This is a genomic window from Siminovitchia fordii DSM 16014 = CIP 108821 (genome assembly GCF_000374565.1).
Taxonomy (GTDB): domain Bacteria; phylum Bacillota; class Bacilli; order Bacillales; family Bacillaceae_C; genus Siminovitchia; species Siminovitchia fordii.
Window position 1 is genome coordinate 32,581 of sequence record NZ_KB894685.1, and the last position, 24,727, is coordinate 57,307.

Annotated in this window: 23 protein-coding genes and 2 pseudogenes; 8 read left to right on the forward strand and 17 right to left on the reverse strand. The window is 40.7% G+C overall.

Translation table 11 applies throughout. The annotated features are described in order from the left end of the window. Positions 1-42: 42 nt before the first annotated feature. Entirely contained in the window at positions 43-1,263 is a 1,221-nt protein-coding gene (locus tag C509_RS0100155; protein ID WP_018704865.1) for an MFS transporter, read from the forward strand. Between the two features lie 383 nt (positions 1,264-1,646). Here the strand turns inward: C509_RS0100155 and C509_RS0100165 are convergent, their stop codons facing one another. Then, positions 1,647-1,937 (reverse strand): DUF5316 family protein, encoded by a 291-nt coding sequence (locus C509_RS0100165; protein ID WP_018704867.1) that lies wholly within the window; start codon positions 1,935-1,937, stop codon positions 1,647-1,649. Between the two features lie 128 nt (positions 1,938-2,065). Between C509_RS0100165 and C509_RS25290 the strand changes: the two genes are divergently transcribed. Further along, on the forward strand, positions 2,066-2,266 hold the full coding sequence (locus C509_RS25290; protein ID WP_083934499.1) for a cysteine-rich CWC family protein: 201 nt from the start codon (positions 2,066-2,068) through the stop codon (positions 2,264-2,266). A 277-nt stretch (positions 2,267-2,543) separates the two neighbouring features. On the opposite strand, the pseudogene C509_RS24550 reads toward C509_RS25290, so the two are convergent. Next, positions 2,544-3,351: pseudogene (locus tag C509_RS24550) on the reverse strand (alpha/beta fold hydrolase). 71 nt (positions 3,352-3,422) lie between these two features. Between C509_RS24550 and C509_RS0100175 the strand changes: the two are divergent. Further along, positions 3,423-3,713 carry a YciI family protein gene (locus C509_RS0100175; protein WP_018704868.1) on the forward strand — a complete coding sequence of 97 codons (291 nt, stop codon included), beginning with the start codon at positions 3,423-3,425 and terminating at the stop codon, positions 3,711-3,713. A gap of 924 nt (positions 3,714-4,637) precedes the next feature. Here the strand turns inward: C509_RS0100175 and C509_RS0100180 are convergent. The 4 genes from C509_RS0100180 to C509_RS0100195 form a co-directional block, all read right to left on the reverse strand. Further along, complete coding sequence (locus C509_RS0100180) at positions 4,638-6,377, reverse strand: GMC family oxidoreductase (protein WP_018704869.1); 1,740 nt, start codon at positions 6,375-6,377, stop codon at positions 4,638-4,640. Between the two features lie 15 nt (positions 6,378-6,392). Beyond that, a complete protein-coding gene (locus C509_RS0100185) occupies positions 6,393-7,235 on the reverse strand; it encodes a gluconate 2-dehydrogenase subunit 3 family protein (RefSeq protein WP_033369634.1) in 843 nt (280 codons plus the stop codon). 153 nt (positions 7,236-7,388) lie between these two features. After that, entirely contained in the window at positions 7,389-7,679 is a 291-nt protein-coding gene (locus C509_RS0100190) for a hypothetical protein (protein WP_018704871.1), read from the reverse strand. A 13-nt stretch (positions 7,680-7,692) separates the two neighbouring features. Continuing rightward, positions 7,693-8,952 (reverse strand): MFS transporter, encoded by a 1,260-nt coding sequence (locus C509_RS0100195; RefSeq protein ID WP_373315302.1) that lies wholly within the window; start codon positions 8,950-8,952, stop codon positions 7,693-7,695. Between the two features lie 141 nt (positions 8,953-9,093). On the opposite strand from C509_RS0100195, the gene C509_RS0100200 reads away from it, so the two are divergent. Continuing rightward, the gene (locus tag C509_RS0100200) at positions 9,094-9,864 is read left to right on the forward strand and encodes a phosphosulfolactate synthase (protein WP_018704873.1); all 771 of its coding nucleotides are present in this window, start codon (positions 9,094-9,096) and stop codon (positions 9,862-9,864) included. Beyond that, a complete protein-coding gene (locus tag C509_RS0100205) occupies positions 9,846-10,379 on the forward strand; it encodes a histidine phosphatase family protein (protein ID WP_018704874.1) in 534 nt (177 codons plus the stop codon). Before C509_RS0100200 ends, C509_RS0100205 begins: the two co-directional genes overlap by 19 nt. Positions 10,380-10,407: 28 nt before the next feature. On the opposite strand, the gene C509_RS0100210 is transcribed toward C509_RS0100205, so the two are convergent. Beyond that, positions 10,408-11,052: a YitT family protein gene (locus tag C509_RS0100210; protein WP_018704875.1), complete on the reverse strand. Its 645-nt coding sequence runs from the start codon at positions 11,050-11,052 to the stop codon at positions 10,408-10,410. 1,065 nt (positions 11,053-12,117) lie between these two features. On the opposite strand from C509_RS0100210, the gene C509_RS0100215 reads away from it, so the two are divergent. Then, entirely contained in the window at positions 12,118-12,597 is a 480-nt protein-coding gene (locus C509_RS0100215) for a DUF6530 family protein (protein ID WP_018704876.1), read from the forward strand. A 269-nt stretch (positions 12,598-12,866) separates the two neighbouring features. Next, entirely contained in the window at positions 12,867-13,226 is a 360-nt protein-coding gene (locus C509_RS0100225) for a GIY-YIG nuclease family protein (RefSeq protein WP_018704877.1), read from the forward strand. A gap of 275 nt (positions 13,227-13,501) precedes the next feature. Here the strand turns inward: C509_RS0100225 and C509_RS0100230 are convergent, their stop codons facing one another. The 7 genes and pseudogenes from C509_RS0100230 to C509_RS24555 all read right to left on the reverse strand — a co-directional run bounded on the left by C509_RS0100230 (position 13,502) and on the right by C509_RS24555 (position 20,438). Continuing rightward, positions 13,502-13,840: an ASCH domain-containing protein gene (locus tag C509_RS0100230; RefSeq protein ID WP_018704878.1), complete on the reverse strand. Its 339-nt coding sequence runs from the start codon at positions 13,838-13,840 to the stop codon at positions 13,502-13,504. A 158-nt stretch (positions 13,841-13,998) separates the two neighbouring features. After that, positions 13,999-14,124, reverse strand: a complete 126-nt coding sequence (locus C509_RS27305) for an ATP-binding protein (RefSeq protein WP_154654301.1) — start codon at positions 14,122-14,124, stop codon at positions 13,999-14,001. A gap of 405 nt (positions 14,125-14,529) precedes the next feature. Then, positions 14,530-15,027 carry a G/U mismatch-specific DNA glycosylase gene (gene mug / locus C509_RS0100240; RefSeq protein ID WP_018704880.1) on the reverse strand — a complete coding sequence of 166 codons (498 nt, stop codon included), beginning with the start codon at positions 15,025-15,027 and terminating at the stop codon, positions 14,530-14,532. A 146-nt stretch (positions 15,028-15,173) separates the two neighbouring features. Next, a complete protein-coding gene (locus tag C509_RS0100245; RefSeq protein ID WP_033369574.1) occupies positions 15,174-16,265 on the reverse strand; it encodes a branched-chain amino acid aminotransferase in 1,092 nt (363 codons plus the stop codon). Positions 16,266-16,295: 30 nt separating this feature from the next. Beyond that, the gene (locus C509_RS0100250) at positions 16,296-17,567 is read right to left on the reverse strand and encodes a glutamate-5-semialdehyde dehydrogenase (RefSeq protein WP_018704882.1); all 1,272 of its coding nucleotides are present in this window, start codon (positions 17,565-17,567) and stop codon (positions 16,296-16,298) included. Between the two features lie 36 nt (positions 17,568-17,603). Next, positions 17,604-18,704, reverse strand: a complete 1,101-nt coding sequence (gene proB, locus C509_RS0100255) for a glutamate 5-kinase (protein ID WP_018704883.1) — start codon at positions 18,702-18,704, stop codon at positions 17,604-17,606. Positions 18,705-19,508: 804 nt separating this feature from the next. After that, positions 19,509-20,438: pseudogene (locus C509_RS24555) on the reverse strand (bile acid:sodium symporter family protein). A 358-nt stretch (positions 20,439-20,796) separates the two neighbouring features. Between C509_RS24555 and C509_RS0100265 the strand changes: the two are divergent. After that, positions 20,797-22,728 carry a sigma-54-dependent Fis family transcriptional regulator gene (locus tag C509_RS0100265; protein ID WP_245542405.1) on the forward strand — a complete coding sequence of 644 codons (1,932 nt, stop codon included), beginning with the start codon at positions 20,797-20,799 and terminating at the stop codon, positions 22,726-22,728. A 49-nt stretch (positions 22,729-22,777) separates the two neighbouring features. Here the strand turns inward: C509_RS0100265 and C509_RS0100270 are convergent, their stop codons facing one another. The 3 genes from C509_RS0100270 to C509_RS0100280 all read right to left on the reverse strand — a co-directional run bounded on the left by C509_RS0100270 (position 22,778) and on the right by C509_RS0100280 (position 24,726). Beyond that, on the reverse strand, positions 22,778-23,443 hold the full coding sequence (locus C509_RS0100270) for a CoA transferase subunit B (protein WP_018704886.1): 666 nt from the start codon (positions 23,441-23,443) through the stop codon (positions 22,778-22,780). 25 nt (positions 23,444-23,468) lie between these two features. Further along, positions 23,469-24,158, reverse strand: a complete 690-nt coding sequence (locus C509_RS0100275) for a CoA transferase subunit A (protein WP_018704887.1) — start codon at positions 24,156-24,158, stop codon at positions 23,469-23,471. A gap of 67 nt (positions 24,159-24,225) precedes the next feature. Continuing rightward, positions 24,226-24,726 carry an acetone carboxylase subunit gamma gene (locus tag C509_RS0100280; RefSeq protein ID WP_018704888.1) on the reverse strand — a complete coding sequence of 167 codons (501 nt, stop codon included), beginning with the start codon at positions 24,724-24,726 and terminating at the stop codon, positions 24,226-24,228. Between the last annotated feature and the right edge of the window lies 1 nt (position 24,727).

The following is a 24,727-nucleotide window of genomic DNA, read 5'->3' on the forward strand; positions in this document are numbered from 1 at the left end:
AAGTTATTTTAATTAGTAATGGATCGAAAGGAATTTTTTCAAATGGATTTCAGGAAATTGCATGTAGAAAGCAGCCAAAATTTTAAATGGTTTGTTCTCATTGTCGCCACCTTATCCCAAACTTGTGCTTCTTTCGTTATTTTCGGAATGGGGCCAATGGCTGCCTTTTATCAACAAACATTTAATCTATCCCAGTTTGAGACAGGAATGATTGTTTCAACAGTCAACATCGGACCAATCATTTCAATGATCATTTTTGGCAATATGATGGATAAATATGGTGAAAAATGGGTAGTGGGATTGGGGTCTATCCTGCTTGGACTAAATACATTCATTGCGTATTTAATCGATAGTTACATAGTTTTACTGACAAACCTCCTATTTGTAGGTATTTGGTATGGAACCGCACAGCCAGGTGGCAGCAGTGCGATCGTTAAGTGGTTTCCCAGGAAACACCGGGGGCTTGCAATGGGGATTAGGCAGACTGGAATACCGGTGGGCGGTGCTTTGGCTGCTATTTCCCTTCCCTTCTTTTTCTACCGCTTTGGGTTGGAGGCTGCCATATTGCTGCAAGCGTTCATTGCAACGGTGGGGGGCTTGATTTTCCTTCTCATATATAAAAATCCGGGTACAGAAATACAGCCAGAACACTATACATTCAAGGAAAAAATAATCCGTATAAAAAATAATTCACAACTTTATCCTGTTTTATTTATCGGAATGACAATGGTTTCTGTACAGCTTATCATCGTTGCTCATTTAATGGGTTACTTGAAGAAAATGTTAGGTTTAGATTTGGAGCTTGCAGGTTCCTTGTTAAGTCTTGCTTTGATCGGAGGTACATTTGGCAGACTTATTCTAGCATGGATCAGCGACAATATCTTCGCAGGCAACCGAAGCAAGCCTCTTTTATTGACGATTTGGTCAACAGTTTTCATTATATTATTGTTTCTTTCGGGTATGAGCATGCCATTATGGGGGATTGGACTGCTTTGTTTCTTTTTTGGATTTCTTGGCATTGGTTGGTACAGTTTATTCATTGTTATGATTGCGGAAAAATCTGACAAAAATTTTATTGGGTTGACTGTCAGTTTTGCTCTGACAATAAATCAATTTTTTATTGTTGCTTCACCAGCCCTCTTTGGTTTGTTGGTCGATTGGACCAACGGTTATTTTATACCTTTTGCAATCCTGGCAGTTGCGATATCCGCCGGGGGAATCTGGTTAAGAATGACCGAACAAAAAATATCGGAAATCCTTTAAACTAGCTAACTTTCATGGAATAGAAAAAATATTTGGTTCATATAGGTTATCAAGTTCGCATTAGGCAGCATAGCTTTTTTTACCAATGTCCTCCCGGATTCAATCGTTTGATCTTTTCCGTCCCCATCACATGATAAAAGGCCAAACTCAAATGTATCAAACAATTCTCCAGTTGCTTGAAGCTACATACCGATTTAATCTATCATTATATTGATTCGTTGAATAAGAAAATGATCTGAGCAAGTACCGGAAGAATGATGTATTTTTTGCCTGACACAAAAATAGGCAAACAATGAAGCTATAATTTAAGAAAGGTCCTATTTACCCTCCATTATTGGTAACTTATCAACCAGATTTTTATTATTCACATTTAATAAAAGGATTTAGTTTAAAAAATAGAATATGCATGCACCTATAAGTAAGTTAGGCAGCCCAATTAGCAAAAACACGGTACTCGTTTTTATTCGTTGACGTCTTTCGCCTACAGATTCGGAGAGAAATTGGACTCTTAACCGGTCACCGCTCGACAATGTTCCCAGTGATATCATGCTTAAGCCGAAGAAGAAAAGCCCCATACCTCCTGTAACAATGATAGCCATTTCAACATCCCATATTGTCATACTTAATAACGCTGAAGAAAAAGCCAAAAGAATGCCAATAAAGAAATATTTCAATGTCCCCCTCCTCCCTTTAATTAATATACGTCAATAGACAAGATTTGCTTATTAGATAGTCATGAAAAGGAATTCTCTATATAATCAAAATGGTGTGGTGCAATAAAACATGGCGGTGATGTTCTGTTATGAAAAAACAAGAAGAAAAATGCCCTATCTGCAGCAAAGACAATAACTGCTGCTTCTCGCTCGATAAAAACCTTGGAAATTGCTGGTGCAGTAAAGAATCATTTCCAAAAGAGGTTTTTGATCAAATACCAAGTGAAGAATTATATAAAACTTGTATTTGCAAACAGTGTTTAGACAGGATCAAACACAGCCTCAACTAGTTTACATAATAAAATTATAGTTTCCTACTAAAAGGAGATTTAGAGAGACCAGATATTGGCATTAAGGGAAATCCCTAAGCAGCACGAACAGATGATCACCTATGAATGTATAGGGAAGTATAGATATATAAGATGGCCGTCACATGAAAAGATATTTTAAAGAGGCAGCCATGAACACTCTGAACAGGCTTCTTATGTAACAGTGCCGTTGTTTGTCGTGGATGGCGGCAATTCCATATAAGATGATAAAACCCAAGGAACCTATAAATCTCCTCTTCTATTTTGACGAAGGGCCCCTTCCTTCCATTAAGTCAGTACCACCATCCTTAAGCTCTCTTCCTTCAATCCAAACCTTCACCATGTTGCTAAAGAGTTCAGGCTTGACCAACGGAAACCCATGACCTATCCCGGATACAAGCACTCCATAACAATTTGGATTGCTTTGAGTTATTTCTTTTGCAGACTTTTTCATCAATCTGTTTTCCTTTTCTCCGACGGTCACCAATATGTTTGAAGATGCGTGTTTGAATTCAGCAGGAATCTTGAATGACATGTTTTCATTCAAGATTCTGATGAGGGTTTCATCATGTATCCGGCAGCTTTCGTTATAATATCTTTCGAAATCACTTTCTTGTATGTATAATGCCTTTGCCTGGAGTTTTGAAAAAGGCTTCCATTTGATCAACGGATAAGAAAATTTGATGAGCGGTCTGAGAATTTTTCTGACAACCGGCATTGGCTTTGTCAGCGCACTGTTGATCATGGCATAGTTTATCAATTCGGGTTTCATCGAAAGAGCTTGTATTACAATTTGGGCACCAAGTGAAAATCCAATTAATATCACCTGCTTCCCTTTCCCTTTATCTATCCTCGATTAACTTAATGACTTTTTCTGCACTTGAACGGATGGAAAACTTTTCTCCACTTTTGCTTCGACCCTGTTCCGGTAAATCAGGCACAATACAGTGATATTCACCAAAATATTGCAAAAGTTGATCCCACATCCAGCCGCTTACACCACCGCCATGCAAAAACACAATCAATGGGGTTTTACTAGCCCCATGTTCTTCGTAATATATTGTCATTTGATCACCCCAACAAAAACAATAATTATCTGATTTATGTTACAATTAACATCAAAAAGGAGATTACACTAATGAACTACATTATTGCACTAATGAAAACCATTGATAAGAAAAAGGATAACGAAATACTTGAAGAGCATATTAGCTACTTGAATGGGCAAATTGAAAAAGGAAACATCCTGGCAAAAGGCCCATTCACCGATCATTCGGGAGGTTTTATTATCTTTTCTGTAAAAACAATGGAGGAAGCGCAACAAATAGCCGGTCAGGACCCGGCTGCTCTAAACAACACACGGGAATTCACCTTTAAAGAGTGGAAATGCTCTATTGAGATTGATACAAAAGGGGTTATGTCCCATTGAGTTAAAGTTTTTTCACTGCTCTACCTCTACCTTCACCTTTCCGATAAAGGAGAACGGCATGTATTGGGCAATTTAAGTGATAAAGGGAGCAATTAACCTACTCCCTTTTAAAATTTAAAGCTGTAACGCTTTTTTATTTGACCAAGCCCACAAACCGGCAGATATTTGTAATGAGGCCCCGCTGATAAAAACGATTGCACCCCGAAATGTTCGGCCATAGAGCCCATCATCAAGGAAGAGATTCCAAAGTCCTGATGAAATGGATTCCCTTGCTGAGTATATTTTTGGGAAAAGGCCGGCGGGAGCCTTTAATTGTACTACCGTCTGCTGGCAAGTAGCTTGGCTTGAGCGGCAATGCCTGTCAAAAAAGATAAAATGAGAGATAGCCTAGCAATGGGAGAAAGACCAAGCAGACGGTGAAAATGCCAGAAAATATCGTTCCACAACTATGGATCATTTCCTATCCCTTTGTAAAATTATTCAGTTATTAGAAGGATAGGAAATCTCACATTGGAAAGGTCCATTCAATATGATGATATAGTTAATTATAACATACAGTTTTCAGAAAATACAAAAGTAGGTAAAAAGTTTGAGTCAAGTATTTGTGGACAGAAATTTTTACCCTTTAAATTTTTAAGCCTTTTTAAAGCTCGGTAAACGCGAATGTTTGTTGTTGAACGCTCTTTTAAAACAAAAGGGTGGTTTCAAATTATTTCAGTTTTGGAATCATATTTTTATTTAAATTCGTTTTTTTCGATGGCAGCCTCATTCTATCTGAATTTATTCGTACCCCAAGGACGGATAAAAGATTGAAGGTTATTCCTGCACATATATAGGAATAGACGAGATCGTTCCACTAAAAAAGTTCCCGACTTGTCCGGGAACTTTTTTATCTTATATCTATTTCAATTGGGTCATTAACGATCAGGCAATGTTACTTTTCTTTGCTTCTGTCAGCATGCCGCCCTTTTTGAGATACTTTTCTATTCCTTCGGAAGCACGATAAGCCAATGCTCCCACGGTTGCGGTTGGATGATGCCCTCCAAAATGCGGAAAGGCAGAGGCACCAACAACAAAGAGGTTTTCCATGTCCCACATTTGCAGGTAGTTGTTCAGCGCAGAAGTCGATGGATCGCTTCCCATGATAACGCCGCCTGCGTAGTGCCCACCCTGATAAATATGGTCAAACTCTTGCGGGATATCATCCTTGTCGACAATGTCGGCCCCCATTTCCTTTACTATTTCCGCACATTTCTCAACGCCAAATTTTGCAATGGCACGATCCTGGTCGGTATATTTGTAAGTCACGCGCAGAAGCGGATCGCCAAAATCATCCTTATATGTAGGATCCAAATCCACGTAATTATGCCACCAGGACATGATGGCTGGTGTATACCATACGACCACATTGCGGTGAGCATAGTGAATAGACTTTTTCTTGAATTCCGGTCCCCAGGCTGGCGTTCCAGCCGGCACATGGTTGCTTGCGATTGCCCCGTCTCCATACTGCCTGAGCTCTACTGCACCCCCATGAATAAAGTCAAGATTCGAGTGATCGAAGTTATCTGCATTCAAATCGTTGAATGTTCCTCCAAGAGCACCGGCTCCGGCATATAGATTGAATTTTTTATCATTGAAAAAGCCTCTTGCCCCTCTAAAGGTAATATTGAACTGGCCATTATAATTTCTTCCAATGACTCCCTGCCTGGTTTTCGGGTCATAGGGCTGCCCTATTCCCGACAACAGCAAAAGACGGTTGTTTGTGAAAGTAAATGCACCTAATACGATCACTTTTGCTGGCTGTTCGTACTCCTGGCCAGTTTTCGTATCAACATACATGACTCCTGTTGCCTTGCCGCCCTTATGCAGTACACGGCGGACATAGCTTTCAGTTCTTAGTTCAAAATTTCCCGTTTTCTGAGCTGTTGGAATCACTGTTACAAGAGAGTCGGACTTGGCTCCGAAATCACAGCCATATTGTGTACAAAACGCACAGTACATACATGCGTTAATCACTTCTCCGTCAGGGTTTTCATACCTTTGCGATACATTTGCAGACGGAACCTGATACGGATTGTATCCCAGATTTTTCGCTGCTTGCTTGAACAACTTGATGGGAGGCGATTCTTTCAACGGAGGGTTCGGATAATCGCTTTTCCGTTCACCTAAAGGATCTCGCTCGCCTGATATTCCTGCCGTCTTTTCCCATCGCTCATAGTAAGGTTCCATTTCCTTATAGGTGACTCCCCAATCCTGGAGCATCATCCCTTCGGGAATCTTATTCTTTCCATACCGCTTGACTGTCTGGCTATAAATTTCAAAGTCATACGGCCAATAACGGTAAGTTGCACCCGCCCAGTGAACACTGCCTGCGCCTGCGCCCGTTCCTGCCATCATCTCCTCACGTGTCCTTACGGGAAGTGCCACTTCATCAATATTACTTCTGGAGGTAATCGTTTCATGTGACAGGTTCTGCATTAGCTCAAACCTGTTGGTAAACCGCAGCTCATCTTTCACTCCTGTAAAATCCTCGAGTACTCTTTTAGGACCGCGCTCTAAACAAACGACCTTATAGCCCGCTTTGGATAGCTCAGCTGATACAACACCGCCTGCCCAGCTGGATCCGACAACGACAACATCTACTGGTTTCAATCTTTTTGCCATTGCTGATTCCTCCCTTTATGCAAATTTTTGATAATCTTTCAGACTTTGGAGATCCATTTTCACAAAATCTTCGGCCTCAATGACGTCCGCAAAAGATGCGCGCGGCCCCGGGTACTCTTTCATCTTCCATCCCTGCATATTTTTATTGCCGCCATATAACGGATCAGAATACACACCCTCTATAGTGGTTTTAAGGAGTAGATTGAAAAAAGTGACAGAATCAACGCCCTGCATCTCTACCTTGCCGTTTTCAAACATTTTGAGCACTTGGTCCTGTTGATCCGGACTGGCATCGACGAACTTCTTTTTAAATTTATTGCGGCTTACCTGTTCCATCTTTCGGAGCCCTGCTATGAAAATTTCGGCCCTTGTCAACCGCGATTGATATCTTGGTGTTGGTACCGGTGTTTGGGAATCTGTATTAGGGCCAGTTTTATCTTTCTGACTGTCCTTGTGCTGGTAATCATGCTCTTCGCTATTTTGTCTAAACGGATCCCTCATATATTCCTTTGCATTTGTCCCCCAATAACTGGCCAACTGTTTATCAATAAAGTATGGGACTCCAAGCTCAATGGCCCCCGGGCCAATATCATCCTGCGGAAATAAACGCTCTGTTGCAGCTCCCAATATATCGAAATCTTCCTTACGGCTGAAAAACATTCGCGCTTCCTGTAGTGCTGCACCCTTTGCGGCCTCTTCTTTTATTTGAGCCTCTTGTTTTTTTTGATATTCATTTGTCAACAATCCTCCTAACAGAGAACCACCGACAACACCTCCTGCAACCATACCAGTGTTTTTAAGAAACTGGCGTCGGCTCAATCCTTTTTTTTCATCTTTATCCGAGTGCTGGTCTGTCACTCCTATTCCCTCCTTAAAAAGGATTAATTTTAATTTTTCACTTTGTTCCAATACTTTCCATCCACCCAAATTATTATACAAGCGTCTTCATTTAAATAATAAAAAAGCCTGATGATCAGTGTTTTACTGACATCAAAGCTTTTTATGATCAAATTATTGATTTCCGCTTTCCTTCTCCCCGTTAAGGTCAATTTTTTCACAGCCAGAATACAAACATGAATAGATATCCAGCCCCTCTTTTGCTTTTGCCATTCCTTTTAGATATGGAATAACCAAATCTTTGAAATCTGCTTCCACTCCTTTTTCCTCCAACAGTCCGTGCACATATAATTTCTTTTCATCAAATAGAAACGCAACATTTCCAACCGCTTTTCCATTTGCATCAACAATGCTCAGCAACTGGAAGTGCGGGTTTATAACCTCCGGCGAAAAATAAATTTCCAATTTAATTGCTCCTTTATGTGAACTTTAATTGCTCAAATAATGTTTCGCTACCTTTTGAAGGTTCCTCTTTCTTGACACGGATGAAAAACAGGCATAGTAACATGGCTAAAAATGTAATACCCGCCGTAGTTAAAAACATCCCAGATCTTGACCATTTCATAAGGGCACTGAAAACAGGCGGGCCGACAGCAACACCCAAAAATCTGACTGATCCATATAATGAGGTGACAAAGCCCCTGCGTTCTGCTGAAACAGATCCGGTAATAAAGCTGTTAATACATGGAAGTACGAGGCCTGTCCCGATACTACTGAAAACCAGAATGGAGAAAAAGGGGATTAGCCCTTTAAAAAAGACTAAAACCGAAAACGACGCTGTCATTAAAATTAATCCAATGACGATTAGCTTCTTCATTAATTTCATGTTTTTTCCTATTTTGCTTCCGGTAATATAAGAAGTCAAAGTCATGAATAAAAGGGGGATAGCTAAAATGCCGCCTTTTAATATACCATCGATTTGATGGTCTTTCTCGAGAATATCGGATATATAAAATAATATACCGAACAGTGTAAATAAGCATGCTGCGCCAGTATAATATGCAACAAACAGCCACCGCCCTTCTGTTTTAAAAACAGAACCCAGTCCCTTAATGTAATTGCCAACAGTGGGCGGTTCTTCCTCCTTTTTCTTTTCCTTTACAAAAAAAATGGTCAATAGAATGGATATAAGACAAAAAATAGGAAAGGCAAAAAATGCAGCATACCATATGACTAGTGCCAGCAATGAACCGAGAATCGGACTTATGACTTTCCCAAAACCGTTCGAAGCCTCAACCAGTCCTAGAACTTTACTTTGTTCCCCTCCTTTAAAAAGGTCCCCTGTCAAAGCCATGGCAATCGGAGCTGTCCCGGCTGCTCCGATTCCCTGCATGATTCTTCCAGCCAATACCCATATGTAAGCATTGGAGAACCATGCTGAGGCTGCACCAGCCAATATCCCACCGCTTCCATATAAAATAAGTGCCGGAATGATGATTGCTTTACGGGAAAAACGGTCGGATAAATAACCTAAAATTGGGATGGATACAGCAGCGGCCATAGAAAAAACTGTAATAATTAAACTAATTTTAAACTGAGAAACATCAAACTCACTTTTCATTTTCGGCAAGATCGGAATGAGCATGGAATTTCCCAGAACCAAAATCAGGGGAATGGATGCAATTGCAGTGATCGTCATCCCTTTATTTTTTTGCTTCGGCAACTTCTTCCCTCCCATCGCCCGGTTTTAATATCTTTTTTATTTTGGCGGCATACTTGCTTTTTATGCAAATACAATAAATTAATTCAACAATAAAATTGGCACTCTTGCCCAGCTTTTGAATAGTCTATCCTAGAAAATAGAGGAGGCGTTTTCCATATGGAATTTTTGGATTTGCCTGAGAGGACTTCTGGAAAGAGAACCTACGGCATTACCTCGATTGTTGATTTTGGGGTTCCTTTGAATGAATTAGAAAATATTTTACTGGATTACGGGCATATTATCGACATTGCCAAAATGGGGATCGGTTCGGCCTATGTCACCCCAAACGTTGAGAGAAAGGTCAACCTTTATAAAAAATATGACATACAGCCATATTGCGGAGGCACCCTGTTTGAAAAAGCCTATTACCAAAACAAGCTGACGGAATATACCCATTACCTAAGGAATTTAGGAATTGAGTGGATAGAGATATCCAATGGGACAATTGATATCCCACTAAACGATCGACTCAATCTTGTTTTACAGCTCAAAAACGATTTCCACGTGATAGCAGAAGTCGGATCCAAAGATGCAAACAAGCATATGTCCACATCGGATTGGGTAGAAGAAATCAGATGTCTGTTGGAATCCGGCTGTCAATATGTCATCACGGAAGGAAGGGATTCCGGCACGTCAGGTATTTACGATAAGACTGGGTTGATCAAATCTGAATTGGTCGATGAATTGTTAAAAGAGATTGACTTCAATAAAATCATATTTGAAGCGCCTCTTCCGAAGCATCAAATGTATTTCATCAACGAGATTGGACCTAACGTCAATTTGGGGAATGTAAAGCTGTCTGATGTTTTAATTCTAGAGGCACAAAGACGCGGGTTAAGATGCGAGACATTTTTCCTGGAGGAAACTGAATGCAAGTTACCTTTCTAAGGCATCTATCTACAGATTGGAATAAAGAAACAAGGCTGCAAGGTAGGCGCGATATTAGTATATCTCCTGTTACCGAAAAAGATTTGGAAGGCATCCAGAGAAATAAGGAGCACTTGGAGAGCTTTGCTCCCTTTGATCTTGTATTGGCCAGCACGTTAAAAAGGACGCAGGAAACGGCACAGCTTTACGGATATGAACCGAAAATCGAGCCCCTGCTTGATGAACTGGATTTTGGCATTTATGAAGGTGTTCCAAAAGAAAAAATGATTGAGACTTTGGGGGCCGTTTGGATGAACACCCCCCTTGAAGTTACACTTGGAGAACCCATTTGCAGTTTTGAAAAGAGAATCATATCATTCATGCAGAAATATAAAAGCCACAAAAACATTTTAGTCTTTGGCCATGGCGCTTGGATCAGAGGGGCATGGTCCTATTTAAAATATGGAAACATTAATAAAATGAATAAAATGGAGATAAAGAATAATGATTGCCTCTCCACACACTTACCGACTTAGGTAATTCCGTTGAATTGATAAGTATTTTTTATTTTCTCCTCCAGCTCAGAGCCATGGAGGTTATGCGATGAAACTTTATATGATAAATAAAATCTATTACGTTTGTTGACATAAACTGGCACACAATTGCGTAAAGGACAATCTTGTAATCTATCACAAGGGACGTTAAGAGAAAAATGAACAAGTTGATTCCCAACATGACTTTTCCTGGACTCCAATTTTTGTGAAAGGCAATCATCAGTGCAGGAATAACCATCCCCCCGCTTGACGCCCCGGCACGAATGAGCAGCCCAACGCCCAAGCCGAAAAACAGACTTCCGGCGGCCATGTCGAATAATAGAAAATGCGGATTCAATGGAAATTGCATTGTAAAAAAGCTGATGGTAGCAGAAGTGGTTGCTACTGAAAGCACTGTCCGAAATGTCCATGTATAGCCAAAGTAATTCAATGCGAACAATAAAAAAGCGACATTTGCAAGCCATAAAGAAAATCCCAATGACAAACCAAACCAATGATTGATTAAGAGGGCAATTCCTGCTGCACCGCCGGAGGGGATGGAATTTGGAAACAAAAACAAAGACATGGATACTCCCTGAAGAAATGCGCCTGTAAACAAACAAGCATACGTCAGTAAGAGCTTTCTCATGGAATCGAATACATACCCTTTATACAAGCAAATTTAGCTTCCATGTGCATCCCCTCCTTGTCCATTTTATGAGTGAATAATCTTATTATGAGGACAAATAAGAAACAAAGTGTAAAGCATTTGTTTGAAAATAAAAATTAACCTTACTCAACGGCGGTTAAGGTTATTTTTTATTCTCATGGGGCCCTGCCGACAAATCGGGAAAAATGTACACAGATTGAAAATGAATCCAAACAAGCGCTTTGGAAGATCAAATTCTAAACCGTATACCTTATTAGCTTCCTCACGTTTATACATCCTCTTTATTTGTGGGAAGGCTATGTTCAAGCTCGGCCAAGGTTTCAACAATCACCTCAATTCTGAATTTCTACGTTACGGAACCTTTCTGCAAGAATTAGGACCCAAAGCTGACAAATTGAATGTCACCTCGTTATTAATAAAGGCATCAATAACGTCGAATAACTTGTTGGTAATAGATCTATCTACATGATTCCATAAAGGACATTGTCTCACTTACACCCTTCGGAGGAGCAAAAGGGCAATTTTACTGCGAATCCAGGAAGGTTGCGATCGATTGTACCTATGCTTGTTGACGATGTCGAGGCCATATTAAGAGAACGTATGGCTCGTGACAAAACCCAATCGTAAGCTGATGGGAGAGCTGCATAAACACATGCCACTGCTCTGCCGTCACTCACTCTTTCCCCTCATCCAATAGTAACTTCCGTTATAAAAGTTCCTCTTTCGTTTCAGATTGGCTTGTAGTCGCGGGATTTATAATTTTCGTGTTCATAGAATGGTTCTTTGTTTTCGCCTTTTTCGTATGGTGTATTCGTAAGCCTGCAAATGATCGGAAATTCGCATTCTCGTTTAGGTAGAGGTGGCCATTGCCATTTGGACAAGGAATTGAATAATCTTCCGCCTATGACCTCGTCCTCCGAATACCGGGAATGTAGTTACTCTTCTAACAAGAGCACCTTTTGGTCAATGAAACGGATTAAAAAACGATTGACTCACGATGGAATCCAAGATAAAATGAAGAAAATCTTCAGTAATTTAGTAAATCAGTAAATCAGTGAAAAGAGAAAAAAAATGAAAATACCAACTACTTTAAAACATAAACCTGTTATCGTGTCAGAAAACTATGAGCAGGTTGACGGCCGACTCGCCCGAGACACGGATGCAAAAGGCCTTTCTTTAGGTTTGGCCCAGTGGAACGATAGGGGAAAGGTCGATATTTCTGCAAAGGTATGGAGATACACGGGAGAAAAATGGTCTAGGCAATCGGAGGAACTGCCTCTCCATCGTGTTCTTGATTTGTCTATTCTGATTTGCCGCTCCTTGGCGCATTTTCGCGAAGCATACAGATATGAGCATTTATATGATCCGCAGACCCCCGTCATCGATCGGATTGGCCTGCAAGGGGATGCCATGAACGTAGCGGTATGTACGGACAACGAGAAAATTAATGAAGATATTAAGCTGTTCGACCAAGCTCTAAGCGAGGATGATGAGATGATCAGCGAACGTCTGCGCACGTTATCAAAAATATTGCAGGAAATGGGATATTGAAGTGTTTGCCGATCGTTGTGTTCGAACGATTACCTTTTTCCCATCTAAGGCGATACTGCAGGTATTTCCCGGATGGAACGAATGTAGACCTTTGCAAATGCTGACGTAGATATTTCTGGCCCGAATCCTTTAAACTGGGAAACCATCTTTGAAGTCCGTTTTTGGATAAAACCGATCTGCATGAATTCCCTGTCAGGTTAGTTCAAGTTATCGCTCAGTATTTGTGATATTTAAGACTATTGATGAACTGTGTAAGAGGAGAGTAATGCATGGACCGGAATAAACGCAGGAAACTGCTTGAGGAATTTAAGCAGATCAAGACATATATGGGCGTCTCCCAAATCAAGAACAAAGTAAACGGTAAAATCTACATTAATAGCTATCCTAATATGAAAAACAAATGGTTAACCCTGCAGATGCAGCTAAACATGGGGAGCTTTTCTAATTCCCAACTGCAGAAGGATTGGCAACAATTCGGAGCCGACGCGTTCGATTATGAGGTGCTGGAGCAGAAGGAAACCGACAAGGTGACCGACATGCGCTGGGAGCTAAAGCAAATCTTGAAACCTTGGTTAGAGAAGTTGCAGCCATACGGAGACAGAGGCTACAATAAGCCTCCAAACAATTGATTGAATATATACAGAAAATACGGTTAGATGTAGAGATAAATAAACCCGTCAATTGAGAAATTGGCGGGTTTAACAATTTATAAGAATTTTAAAATGCCAATGCACCATCTAAGTATCGAATCGAAAATTTCTACACGGTTTTCTTTGGTGGAACCTCTTTGATTCAAAATAAGCTAGTACTGCCCCAAGAAGGTATCAAAAAGCCAGCCATGCGCTTAAACACGAATGCTTAGCATGCGTTTTTCGCTTTTAGCTGGCTGTCCTTTACTATACAATTATTGAACAGGAGCAAATTCATGAACCCAAACTTTCATTTTGGGAACCCATTTCATACCTGGATGGATACCTAAAATGGCTTTCTTGTATTCTTCCAAATTTCCATAGCCTTCCTGCCTTGCGTGCTCATCCGTCATTTCACCAAGGCTTTGGGAATAAACATTCTCAACGATAAATTCTTTTCCCTTCAATTCCATAATCTCACCTATGTCTGCATAGCGTCCATTTCTTCTTGTGGCTGTCTTTCGTCCCTCAATCACTTTTTTCACATCAGCAGGCACCGTAACTAGACGTTCAATTGTACAAGTTTTTGGTGGAAGGCTCTTGCTATCTTTCATTTAAAAAACCACCTTTAAAAATTCTTTGTCCTTTAAGCCTGAATATGCCCTTTCAATAAAAAGGAAGGTTCACAGGCCATACGTAATCAATTTTAACATATATTCCAAAGTAAAAAAATATACACAGGTCCGTTTAATCTATAGCGTGAGTCTTTCCATTAGTAATGATCACGATTAAAGTGGATGGCCGGGAGATGGAGGAAAAACGATGTCCCTTCATTGAGCTTGCTTTCCACCGTTATTTTTCCATTATGCGACTCAATGATTTCTTTGCAGTTAGCCAAGCCAAGTCTATGTCAGGTTGTTTTTTAGTTGATTTTGTGTATAATCGGTCAAATATAAACGGCATGCCTCTTCGGAAATTCCTTGCCCACTATCAGTGACAGCAAGTATCACTTGATCGTTATCACTATTATAAATATAAAACAGTCTAAGGCTAATTTCGCAGGTTTGGTATGCTTGAGTGCATTTAATATCAAGTTCTGCACTACTTGCTCCATTCTTCTCACATCCATTTCCACATATGGATGCCCACGCTGAGGTGGATCGGCCATTTTCGCTGAAAAGATCATGTTCAAACAAATTACACAAAGTTTGAACAATTCATCTGCATGAATATGTCATCCAAATGAAATCCCTCCGACTCCAATTTCGATAATTCAAATCATTATCATAGGAATCAAGTCTTATTATAAATATGTCATTTGCTGATAGATAGATGCAATTTCGTCTATTGGCATACGGACCAGACCGCTGGATGAAGGTGCAACAAACTCGATGGTCCCCGGAACAATTGGATCTTTTTGTTCACCCCAAGCAACATCTCTTTTTCTGCTATATTGCTGATACACTCCCTTCCCAACAAAGCAGGCAATTTTCGGACGATAGAACGAAATTTTCTCCATCAACTCTTCCCTGCCCTGTCTATATTCTTCTGCAGTGATTTCTTGTGCGTTTCGCGTGGGTCTTGATACGATATTGGTAAATCCGTATCCATGCTCCAACAACGTACCATCTTCACTGGGACGAAGCTTCCTTTCAGTCAGCCCTGCTTTATACAGGATCTTCCAAAAGCGATTAGTAGGATTGGCATAATGGTGGCCAGTCTCGCTTGATCGGATACTGGGGTTGAAGCCTATGAACAAGATGCGCAAATCTTTTTTGATATGGTCAGGAATCGGGTTCATTTTTCTAGCTCCTTTCTTTCAGTTAAAAACGTAACCGCCAAGAAACTGCACTGACAGACAAGACCACTCCTGCAGATGCAAGCTGCAGCAAACCAATGAAAACAGGAGCCATCCCCCTTGGGGCGGCTCCATGTCCAGTTTACCAACTATTCTACTTTTACTCTCCAGCCAAACGGATCTTCTTCTTTACCTGTTTGAATGCCTGTCAATGCTTTATATACCTTCAATGACAATTCTCCTGTTTCCCCATTATTGATAACCATTTTTTCGTTTTTCCAGGATAATTCTCCGATAGGTGAGATGACAGCTGCTGTACCGGATCCGAACGCTTCTTCTAACTGCCCTTTTTGATAGGCCACGTGCAACTCATCAATCGAGATCCTTCTTTCCGATACAGGAACTCCCCAATGTTTTAGAAGCTCAATGACAGATTTTCTGGTGATTCCTTCCAGTATGCTCCCGCTTAATGCTGGTGTGACCACTTCCCCATTAATTTTAAAGAACACATTCATGCTTCCGACTTCTTCAATATACTTATTTTCTTTTCCATCAAGCCATAGTACTTGGGAATACCCTTCAGCACTTGCTATTTCCTGCACAATCATGGCGCCTGCGTAATTGCCGGCTGTTTTCGCGTTTCCAGTTCCCCCGCGGACAGCCCTGACATACTCGTTTTCCACCGCAATTTTTACCGGGTTCATCCCTTCCTTATAAAAGCTGCCAACCGGAGACATGATGATCATGAATTTGTATGTTTGCGAAGGTGTTACATCCAGGTTGGGCTCCGTGGATATAATAAACGGGCGTATATATAATGACATGCCCTCTTGATTCGGAATCCAGTCCCTGTCAATGGAAACAAGCTTTTTCAATGCTTCCAAAGCAAGATCTTCGTCCACTTCCGGAATACACATACGAACACTTGACCTGTTCTGCCTCTTGATATTTTCATCAGGTCTGAAAAGAAAAACTTCTTCATTTTCTGAAACATATGCTTTCAAGCCTTCGAATATCGTTTGCCCATAATGAAAAATGGTCGCAGCCGGATCAAGTGTAATCGGCTGATATGGGACGATTCTAGGATCATGCCAGCCTTTTTCGCGTGAATAATCCATGATAAACATATGGTCGGTATATGTTTTTCCAAATTTCAAGTCGGAAAAAGAAGGCTTTTCTTTGCGTTTGGTACTAAGTTGGATGTCTATTTGATTTTTCAACACTTGATCTCCTTCTCTCATTTAATCTTTTCTTTTAAACATTTAATCACTTTACTCGCGGATCTGTCCATCACCGGTTACGAAAAACTTGGTCGATGTCAGGGCATTGAGTCCCATCGGACCACGGGCGTGCAATTTCTGTGTGCTGATGCCGATCTCGGCACCATAACCGAATTCAAACCCGTCTGTGAATCTTGTGGAAACATTATGATAGACAGTGGATGCGTCAACTCCTGTCAGGAATTTCTGTGCATTTTCATCACTCGAAGTAATAATAGCTTCAGAATGTTTTGTTCCATATTCATTGATATGCTGAATAGCTTCATCAACATCTTTTACGACTTTTACACTTACAGTGAGTGCCAGGTATTCCGCTGCCCAATCTGAAACATCGGCTTCTTTGGCCTCAAGCAAAACTTCGCAAACGGCTTTGTCTCCATAGATTTCCACATTATTTTGCCGAAGCTTTTCAAGCAGTTCTACCCCATGTTTTATAAACCAGTCTTTTTGTATAAGTACCGTTTCAATGGCATTACATACAGATGGACGCTGCAACTTGGCATTCAGCACAATGTTCTCAGCCATTGTTCGATCTGCAAATTCATCTATATAGACATGGCAGTTGCCAGCTCCGGTTTCGATGACAGGAACAGTCGATTCGCGGATAACCGTTTCAATGAGCTGTTTTCCTCCGCGCGGAATCAACACGTCCAGATAATCGTTCAATTGGAAAAGCTCTTTGGCGGTTTCCCTGCTTGTATCTTCGATAAGTTGTACGGCATCTACTGGAATTGCACTTCTTCCTAATGCCTCATGAATCGATCGGACGAGGGACAAATTGGAATACTTTGCTGAAGAGCTTCCTCTTAATATAACCGCATTACCTGTTTTTAACGACAGAGTGGCTGCATCAATTGTCACATTTGGCCTTGCTTCATAAATCATACCAATTACGCCAATAGGCACTCTTTTTTTCCTGATCGTCATGCCGTTTTCTTTTTCAATGGATTCCAATGTTTCACCAATAGGATCTTTTAAATCTATCAAAAGCTTAATGGCGTGAGACATATCCTTAATTCGTTTTTCATTGAGCATGATCCTGTCCAATACTGCTTCAGACAGACCTCTTTCCCTTCCTGCCTGCAAGTCCTTCTGATTTTCTGTTAGAATGTCATCTTTATCTTTTAAAAGTTGCTCAGAAATCAAGTCAAGCGCCCTGTTTTTTTCTTCTGTTGATTTGCTGACAAGTTCCCTGCTCGCTTTTAATGCTAATTTTCCTTTTGCTACCACTTCACTTGCCAGCATGTTTTCTTTCAGTTCCATAGAATCATCCTCTCCTGTCCATTAATCATTCTATTTTCAAACTTTGACCCATCGGTTCCGATGAATGACCTCTATCATTGGAATCAACGTGTTTTTCTTTTCTTCACAGTTTCTTTTTTCAATCAAATCCCTGAGTTCCTGTGATGAATATGTGACTTCCCCTCTTCCCAACAATCCGTTTACTCCGTAAACTTCAACAACATCACCTTTATGAAAGTTCCCTTTCACCTTGAAAACTCCTGCAGGAAGCAAGCTTTTGCCCCTGTGAAGAATCGCTTCCTCAGCTCCTTGGTCAACATATATTTTTCCCGAGGTTTCGGAATGGAAGGCAATCCATTGCCGGCTTGTATTAATGGGATCTAGTGTACCATTCGCGATGTAAGTGCCATCGCCGTTCCCGCGCATGATTTCAAGTAATTTTTCCTTTCCGTTCCCTTTACCGATGAAAACCGGTACACCGAGGGAGACTGCCGTTTTTGCCGCCAACAATTTGGATTTCATGCCGCCCGTTCCTACTTTGGATCCTGTCTCATCAGCAGATTTTAGCAAATCTTTTGTGATATCTTCCAGATAATCAAATTTCTTCGCATTAGGATTTGTCCTCGGATTGGAATCATATAGACCGTTAATATCCGTTAATATGATGAGCATATCGGCATGTATAAACCCGCTGACAAGAGCAGAGAGCATGTCATTGTCACCGAATGTCAACTCATCGACAGCCACGGTATCATTTTCATTTATAATCGGTAAAAGTCCCCGGTCCAATAGTTCGCTTATCGTTGCAAAGGCATTTCTGTAACGGGATCTATCAGAAAAATCACTGCGGGTGAGCAAAATTTGTGCAGGGGTAATGTTAAAATCGCTCAATTTTTCAGTATAGGACTGGATAAGCAGGCTTTGGCCAACCGCTGCCGCGGCCTGTCTGCCTTTTACCGTCACCGGGCGGGTGGGATACCCCAAGCTTCTGAACCCGGCGGCCACCGCACCTGATGAAACCAGAATCACTTCATGGTTGCCGTTCTTTAGAGCAGCCAATGCCTGAACGTGATCAGCAAACTTATCCTGATCGATTTCCCCTCTATCATTAGTCAGTGAGCTGCTTCCGATTTTAACAACGATCCTTTTTTTTCTCATCGGTCTATCTCCTATTACATTAATCATTCTCAGAAAAATAAAATAGCTCTCCCATCCTCATATAAAGGACGAAAGAGCGCTGCTTCCGCGGTACCACCATTATTGGGTGCAATTAGCACCCCACTTTGCCTGATAACGCCAGAAAACGCCCATGTTTTTGCACGGGACTCAGAAGGCAGGTTCAACGGTTTTCCAGTGGCGAAATCTCTCAGCTTGTAAATTCCGCTCTCTTGTCACGGAACAATTCCGTTTACTAGTCCTTCGTCTACATTCAACGTTCATAATTTGATAACCATTATGAACGTGAAGAATGAATTTGTCAAGGTGAGAAGTCTAGCCGCCAGCTATGAAGAGTACATTTATAAATATCAATTGTGAATACTGAAATCCTCTTTAAGTATATGTAAAAATTTAACTTCATTCAGCAAAAGTCTCCCACTTCTGTAAGTGGTGAGATGAATGCCTATTGGTATTCCATTCAGTGGGGGTTCAAACCTCGACTGAATAAAGTTAAAGCCTCCGGCGGATGCCACAGATTTTCAGAGTAAATTTATCGAGCGGAGCTCGATAAAATCTAGGCGCAAATACGCCAAGGCGCATTTGATTTTGTACTTTCCGGTTTTTTGGACAAAAAGGCAAGACCAATCTTTTTATAAGATTTTTTAATTTGTGGTTATGTTCCGTTTAAGCTTTTTTCCTCACCAATGCCATCCCTATTACATCGATCAACAAAGTGAAACGTGGTAGAGTACAAAGCTCCAAATTCTAACACCACACAAAATGCGTAGATTTTGGACCCCACAATCACTTATCGGCTTTTTTACTCCACCATGTAGCGAGCAACGAGCCTGAAATATTATGCCAGACACTAAAGATGGCACTTGGTACAGCAGCAAGTGGGGAAAAATGCGCTGCCGCCAATGCCGCACCAAGTCCAGAGTTCTGCATGCCTACCTCGATGGCAATGGCTTTCTGGTCAGAATAGTCTACTTTTAATAAGCGAGCAATCCACTAACCTAACAAATAGCCCAGACAATTATGCAAAATGACAACAAGTAAGATCAGCAAACCTGTTTCGGCGATTTTCTGCTGACTTCCACTGACAACTGCCGCGACGATGGCGACAATCGCAATAACAGAAACGAGCGGCATAGCTTTTACACTCTGCTCTACTTGCTTGCGGAAAAGCATTTTTGCAATGAGTCCAAGAATAATTGGAATAAGGACAATTTTCACGACCGATAAAAACATATCTCCTGCCGAAACTGGTAGCCATTTGCTAGCTAGCCATAGGATCAATGCAGGAGTTATAAAAGGTGCCAATAACGTGGTGCAAGATGTGATGGCAACGGATAAGGCCACATTCCCTCTTGCCAAAAAGGTCATGACGTTTGACGAAGTACCACCAGGGCAGCAACCTACAAGGATGACACCTGCCGCAACTTCAGGCGGTAGCTTAAATCCAACAGCAAGTCCAAAAGCGATGAGTGGCATAAGCGTAAATTGCGCAAGGACACCAATCGCCACTTTTTTCGGATGCTTTAATACTTCTTTAAAATCGTCCACAGATAATGTCATACCCATCCCGAACATAATAATTCCAAGAAGTATAGATATGTAGGGCGCAATCCATGTAAAACTGCCCGGCATAAAAAATGCCAATACTGCAAATAACAATACCCATATTGCGAAGGTATTGCCTGCAAATTGGCTAATCCTATCTAATGTCTTCAATTGTATAAACCTCCCTTAATATATATTGATTGATTATACACGCTATGCGGAATTTCACAATAAATTTAATTGAACATGTCTACGGAGGTAATTCCGCATATTTATTGTACTGATGAAAATTAAAACAGCTCTTTCGTCCTGTATATTAAAATCAAAGTAATATTCATCCTCTCTATTCTTTGGCAGAGTTTTTATAGTAAAAATGCATAGAATACGCGCTTAGTTATTTGACGAGTCAAAAAATTTGAAATATAATGGTATTGATTGCTTCTTATGCCAATGACTAAATTGTCCTTTCATTTTTGTATTTGTAGAAGTCTTTTTGATCTGTGAGTCTATCGAAGGGGGACATGCATTGGTGAATACATATTTGGCAGTTCACTCAACCGATAACCTTCATGTAAAAATGAGAGAGTTGGAATCCGAGTGGGGGTATTTTGTTTCCGATAAACAGAAGCCGGTTAAAGTACGGCAAACAATTTACCAATCTTGGAAAAGGTGTGAGGCATATCAGGTCGATCCACTCCAAAAGCAAACCTCCATCATTATTGACGATCAACGTTTAGACGAAACAATAAGCCATTCGGAAATGTATAAAGCATCTCTCCCCATTGTTGAATCATTACATCAGCAAGTACAGGGCACTGGACACCTCATCACCCTTGCCGATGGTAAAGGAACAATCATACATTTGGAGGGGGACCAAAAGATAAAGCAGCAAGCCGCAGAGATGAGTTTCATTCGCGGCGCAGACTGGAGTGAAAAAGCTGCCGGATCAAATGCAATTGGAACTGCATTGGCGGTTGGCCACCCTATTCAAATTTTTTCACACGAACATTATTGTGAAGGTGTTCATCCATGGATATGTTCAGCAGCTCCAATCAAGGACCCTTTAACAGGAAAAGTCCTGGGCATTATCGATTTAACAGGGCCAAGACAGCTTGTTCAACCTCATTCTCTTAGTGTAGTACAAAATATATCAAAGATGATCCAACATAACTTTAAGACACATTCCCTTAAACAACGGCATCAGTTACAGAAATTTTATGATGGCTTTGTCAATAGATGGAAATCAGATAGCGTCATCATGCTTGACGAAATGTTAAATATTATCCATGCGGACCAAAAATGCCTTTTTTTATTGCAAATTGACCACTGGAAACAACTAGCTGTCCATCAAGAGTTTCACCATATTCGAAATTCATTGCTTACAAATAATGAATATGAATGGGAGCTGGACGTTCCTTCCCTTCAAATTAAAGTATTTATTCAAGTGATTGTTCAAGGGTCGGAAAGAATCGGTTATTTGCTTCATTTAGAAAAGACTAATCAAATAAGGAATTATACTTATTGGGGGCGAATCATTGGAAATTCTCAACCAATGAATCAACTAATATCCAGGGCAAAAATAGTAGCTCCAACTAACGTTTCAATTCTACTTACCGGAGAAAGCGGAACAGGAAAGGAAGTATTCGCTAGAGCCATTCATAAAGAAAGCTCACGCAGTCAATCACCGTTTATTGCTATAAATTGCGGGGCCATACCGAAAGAACTAATGGCAAGTGAACTGTTTGGTTACGAGCCTGGTGCTTTTACTGGCGGAAACCCTAAGGGGAAAGCCGGAAGATTCGAAGAAGCCGATGGTGGAACTTTATTGTTAGATGAGATTGGTGAGATGCCACTTGATTTGCAAGTGCATCTTTTACGAGTCTTACAGGAAAAAGAAATCGTAAGGCTTGGCGCATCCCGTTCGAAAAAAGTTGATGTTCGAATCATAGCGGCGACAAATAGAAATATGCGGGAGCTGATTGCAGAAAGGAAATTTCGAGAAGACCTATACTACAGACTTAATGTCGTAGAGTTCCATCTTCCTTCGCTAAGAGAACGCAAAGAGGATATTCCTCTCCTTACACGATATTATATTATCCATTATGCAAAAAAACACGATAAACCAGTACCGACAATCGGGAACGAAGTTCTTTCATTGCTGAATCAATACCACTGGCCTGGAAACATTCGAGAGCTGACAAATACAATTGAGTATGCTGTGCTTTTTTGCAGTAATAACCACATTACAATGGATTCTTTGCCAGATTTTTTTAGAGACAGCAGTCAGGGATTAATCAGTGAACATCATGAATTTACCGTTTTGGAGCAGGAGGAAAAGAATAAAATTAAACAGCTGATTGAGGAAACAGGGGGAAATCTTTCTGAGGTTGCAAGGCGCTGCAAAATTGCCAGGACAACACTTTATCGAAAAATAGAGAAATACCAACTTAAAGTTACGTAAGGAGAAACGGTTTATCCAGGTTAAAGGGTAGACCGTTTCTCGCCTTATATTAATAGTTTTGCATAATCCCTTCGCTAATGATGAGTTCAGGTTCGACAGAAGCTTTAATATCTTCTACCGAATAGCCTTCTGCAATTTCGATCAATGTTAATCCCTTCTCAGTAATATCCATTACTGCTCGGTCTGTAATGATCCGATTCACTACCTTTTTACCCGTTAAAGGAAGAGTGCAAGATTTTAATATTTTAGGATTTCCGTGTTTATCTGTGTGTTCCATGATGACAATAATTTTCTTGGCACCGTGTACAAGGTCCATTGCCCCGCCCATCCCTTTGATCATTTTTCCAGGAATCATCCAGTTGGATAAATCTCCTGTTTCAGATACTTCCATTGCTCCCAAAATCGCCACATCAATATGACCGCCCCGGATCATCCCAAATGATTCAGCACTGTCAAAAAACGCCGCACCATCTATAGCAGTAATCGTTTCTTTGCCTGCGTTGATCAAGTCAGGGTCAAGATCTTCTTTAGTAGGATAAGGGCCAATTCCCAATAATCCATTTTCAGATTGTAAAACAACCTGTTTATCTTTTGGAATAAAATTTGCTACAAGTGTTGGAATTCCAATACCCAAATTCACATAGTCGCCGCTTTTAATTTCCTTTTCTGCTCTTTTGGCAATTTGTTCACGTATAATCACCTTATCTTGCTTCATGTTCATTCCCCCTTTCCCGAATCGATTAATTTCTTACAGTCAATCGTTCGATCCGCTTTTCTTGCTGCCCGATGATCATTTTTTGAACATAAACGCCAGGGGTGTGGACAGTATTAGGGTCAAGCTGTCCCGCTTCAACAATTTCACCTACCTCCGCTATTGTAACTCTACCGGCAGCGGCCATCATCGGATTAAAGTTTCTTGCTGTCTTGTTAAAAACCAAATTCCCCATCCGGTCTGCTTTCTCAGCGTAAACGAGACTGAAATCTGCTGTCAGTGCTTCTTCCAATAAATAATATTTACCGTTAAAACTTCTCACCTCGCGCTTTTCTGAAATGGAGGTGCCGACACCAGCAGGGGTATAAAACGCTGGGATTCCCGCTCCACCAGCACGAATTTTTTCTGCTAGTGAACCTTGAGGTGTTAACTGAACTTCAATTTCACCGGCCAACACTTGCCGCTCAAACTCTTTGTTTTCACCTACATATGAGCCAATGATTTTTTTGATTTGATTGTTTCTCAATAATAATCCAAGCCCCCAATCATCGACTCCACAATTATTTGAGATAATCGTTAAATTTTTAGCACCTTTTTCAGCCAATGCTATAATCAGATTCTCGGGTATTCCAACTAATCCGAATCCGCCTACCATGATCACAGCTCCGTCATGTATATCTTTTATTGCTTCTTCAAATGATGTCAGGATCTCTTTCAAGCTGGTAACCCCCTTACTTAATTGTTTTCACAAAAGGCGACGGTTTTTAACCGTCGCCAGATGCGTGTCAGGCCTTGCCTGGTAATGGAGTATTGATCCATTCGTTATAAAATGTATCGATATCCGGCTCAAAGTCCCTAATTACCGGGTACCAGGGTGTAACGGCTTCTACTTCCAATTGGGAAGCACAACCTGGGCAATAGTATTCTCTTAATACCTGCCATTCAGTATCAGGAGCCATCAATTTAGGATATATTTCATTCATTTTTTCCTCAGTATCCCGGACAAATATATTGGCATGCAGTTTCCAATTGTCTTTGTAATCACAGAATTCATACCCGCAATCACACTTCACAATCCGGGCGCCATCTTGTTTTTGAACAATAAACAAGTGCTCTCCAATAGGAAGTAAGATCGGGTCATCCCAAGGAACCCTGTCTTGCATGATGCTTAAATAAATATCAAACCTATCTTTGTCTTTATGGGAGGACATCATTGTTTTTAATTGATAGAATTCTAATGTCCCATCAATAAGTTCCCCAATTAACTTTTTATCGTATTTTGCCATG